Annotated in this window: 4 protein-coding genes; 3 read left to right on the top strand and 1 reads right to left on the bottom strand. The window is 68.4% G+C overall.

The features are described 5' to 3' along the window. Positions 1 to 125: 125 nt before the first annotated feature. On the top strand, positions 126 to 551 hold the full coding sequence (locus ACRDPS_RS02425) for a hypothetical protein (protein WP_431500025.1): 426 nt from the start codon (positions 126 to 128) through the stop codon (positions 549 to 551). On the opposite strand, the gene ACRDPS_RS02420 is transcribed toward ACRDPS_RS02425, so the two are convergent. Further along, positions 548 to 739, bottom strand: coding sequence for a type II toxin-antitoxin system VapB family antitoxin (locus tag ACRDPS_RS02420; protein ID WP_431500024.1), 192 nt, complete (start codon positions 737 to 739; stop codon positions 548 to 550). The genes ACRDPS_RS02425 and ACRDPS_RS02420 overlap by 4 nt on opposite strands. A 156-nt stretch (positions 740 to 895) precedes the next feature. On the opposite strand from ACRDPS_RS02420, the gene ACRDPS_RS02415 reads away from it, so the two are divergent. Together ACRDPS_RS02415 and ACRDPS_RS02410 are read left to right on the top strand one after the other, a co-directional pair. Further along, positions 896 to 1,495, top strand: a complete 600-nt coding sequence (locus tag ACRDPS_RS02415) for an NUDIX hydrolase (protein ID WP_431500023.1) — start codon at positions 896 to 898, stop codon at positions 1,493 to 1,495. Positions 1,496 to 1,605: 110 nt separating this feature from the next. Then, entirely contained in the window at positions 1,606 to 2,658 is a 1,053-nt protein-coding gene (locus tag ACRDPS_RS02410) for an AIM24 family protein (protein ID WP_431500022.1), read from the top strand. Positions 2,659 to 2,709 lie beyond the last annotated feature (51 nt).

The following is a 2,709-nucleotide window of genomic DNA, read 5'->3' as shown; positions in this document are numbered from 1 at the left end:
GGACCTGAGGCCCGACTGGTGCCCTGACGGGCCACTTGCGGGCCAATCCCTGTGGATGAGCAGAGTTATCCACAGGCGCCGAGATCGTCGTTGTCCTGGTCCCCGGGCCGTGATGCCGTAGGCCCATGACCAAGACTCCGTACGCCCCAGTCCTCCGCACCCAGGCCGACGTCGAGGCCGCCTGGCGGCATCTGATCAATCCGCTCGGTTGGCCCGAGCCACGGCTGTGGTTCATGTTCATCGGCGCCGACGGCGTGCCGTTCCCGCAGCTGTGCCAGATCGAGGAGATGCCCGCCGAGGTCGGTGCCGATGGCGCGACGAGCGTCGCGACGATGATGAGCGACCTGGCCGACGACCTGGGCTTCGACCGGGTCGCCTTCCTGCTGTGCCGCCCCGGGGGCGGCTCCCCGCATCCGTCCGACCTGAAGAACGCCGCGGATCTCTACGCCGCGTGCGGGGCTGCGGCGGTTCCGGTCGAGGTCATCCACCTCGCCACCGACAAGGACTTCTGGCCGATCCCCTTGGACGCGGTCAGCTCGAAGATCGCCTAGAACTCCAGCGTGACCTTCGTGTCGCCGAGCTCCCGCTCGACGATGCGGTCGAACTCGGCCGCGGCGGCCTCGCGCTCGACCAGATCCCGCAGCGCGTGGTCGATAGCAGCCTGGTTGGTCGTCGTACCCGCGATCTTCCTCGCCTCGGCCAACAGCTCTTTGTCGATGCTGATCGACGTCTCGGTCATTGCGTACCCCCGCACGGACATCCGGATGAAACATCGAAACGCTAGCGGCGCACACCCATGCAGTGCAACGACCTGCGACAACCGTCACATCGTGTCGCGGTCACCGCGACGCGTCATCGAGCCAGAGTGTCGGTGGCTTTGCCTAGGCTGCCGGCCATGAGCTCAGAGGACCGTTTGCTGACCGACATCACGATCATGGTGGACTCGATCGAGCCGATGGACGCACTCGAGAGCGACCACATCGCCGACGCATCGGCCTGGCTGTGCGTGACCGGCGACGTGTTCCGTCGAAGCAGCGCCCCGACGGTGCCCATCAAGCATCTGGTCTCCTACTTCTTGCTGGTCGACCCGGCCAGTGATCACGTTCTGCTGGGCGATCACCGCAAGTCAGGTCTGTGGCTGCCGCCCGGCGGTCACGTCGAGCCTGGCGAGAACCCGGTCGAGACCGTTCGGCGGGAGTGTGTCGAGGAGCTGGGTGTGGAGGCGCGGTTCCACCCAGACCTCGGACCGCGTCCGTTGTTCATCACGGTGACCACGACCCGACCGGACCGCCCGGACGCGCACACCGACGTCAGCCTCTGGTTCGTCCTCGCCCACGACCACCTCGCTCCGTTGGTGCCGGACGAACGTGAGTACGCCGGCGTGCGCTGGTGGACGCCCACGGAGATCCGCACCGCCGACCCTGGGATCTTCGATCCTCATATGGGCCGGATGCTCGACAAGCTGAAGACCCTCGCGCCCGGTATGTCGCAGTGATCACCTGTGACTATCGAAACATCTCCGCACGGGGGAACGACGACCGCTGGGCTGCATGTCAGGATGGGTTGAGAGGGGCCGACGTGGGTCCACAAACGTAGGGGTTAGAGATGACGGACGCAGCCTGGTACCCAGACCCGACCGGTCGGGCCGAGCTTCGCTACTACGACGGGAGCCAGTGGACCGAGCACATCTCCACCGGCGGCCAGCAGTCGACGGCGCCGCTGACGCCGCCCGAGGCCTCGCCGGAGGATGCTCCGACCCAGGTCGGCTCCGCACCGGCCGCCCAGGCTCCGGCCGCACAGGGGCGGGCCGCGCAGGGGCAGGCCGCGCAGGGGCAGGGCGGCCAGGGACGTGGCGCGCAGGCGACGTACGCCGAGAGTGCCCAGGCACAGCCGGACCAGTTCGCCCAGCAGGCGCAGCACGAACATCAGGGCCAACAGGCCCAACAGGCCCAGTACGCCCAGCAGCCCGCCGGCGACGCGTTCGCGGGGATCTCCGGCGACCTGATCGACGGCCGGTTCTCCGAGGTCGAGGGCACCGGAGCGGTGCTGCAGAACAAGAAGCTTCTGCGCGTACGCGTCGGGGAGCCGTTCCAGGCGCGCCAAGGCTCGATGGTGGCCTACCAGGGCAACGTCCAGTTCAAGTATCAGGGCGGCGGCGTCGGCAAGTTCCTCAAGCGGGCCGTGACCGGCGAGGGCCTCAGCCTGATGGGCGTCGAGGGTCAGGGCGACGTGTTCCTGGCCGACGCGGCCAAGGAGGTCCACATCCTCCAGCTGAACAACTCCGGGATCTCGATCAACGGCGACCATGTGCTCGCCTTCTCGGGCGGCCTGCAGTGGAACATCGAGCGCGTCCAGGGCGCCGGGATGCTCACCGGCGGTCTGTTCAACACCACCCTGCGCGGCACCGGCTGGGTCGCGGTCACCACCGAGGGTGACCCGGTGGTCCTCAACGCCGCGGAGGCGCCCACCTTCACCGACACCAACGCGGTGGTCGGCTGGTCGGTCGGCCTGCAGACGAGCCTGCAGAAGTCGTTCACCGCCGGCGCGCTGATCGGGCGCGGCAGCGGCGAGGCGTTCCAGGTCGCCTTCCAGGGCGCCGGCTTCGTGATCGTGCAGCCCTCCGAGGGCGCGGTCGTGCCGCCTCACTCGCACAACTGACGCGAGCAGCCTGGACGTGGGAGTCCGGGAGTCACCTGGTGACTCCCGGAC

The sequence above is a fragment of the Nocardioides sp. genome (genome assembly GCF_050699375.1).
Classification (GTDB): domain Bacteria; phylum Actinomycetota; class Actinomycetes; order Propionibacteriales; family Nocardioidaceae; genus Nocardioides.
Note: the sequence above shows the minus strand (reverse complement) of the source record. Positions and strands in the feature narration are given on the sequence as shown.

What these genes read in the sequence shown, in the direction of transcription:
- ACRDPS_RS02425 (WP_431500025.1), top strand. Translation starts at nt 126, where the DNA reads ATGACCAAGACTCCGTACGCCCCAGTCCTCCGCACCCAGGCCGACGTC.
- ACRDPS_RS02420 (WP_431500024.1), bottom strand. Translation starts at nt 739, where the DNA reads ATGACCGAGACGTCGATCAGCATCGACAAAGAGCTGTTGGCCGAGGCG.
- ACRDPS_RS02415 (WP_431500023.1), top strand. Translation starts at nt 896, where the DNA reads ATGAGCTCAGAGGACCGTTTGCTGACCGACATCACGATCATGGTGGAC.
- ACRDPS_RS02410 (WP_431500022.1), top strand. Translation starts at nt 1,606, where the DNA reads ATGACGGACGCAGCCTGGTACCCAGACCCGACCGGTCGGGCCGAGCTT.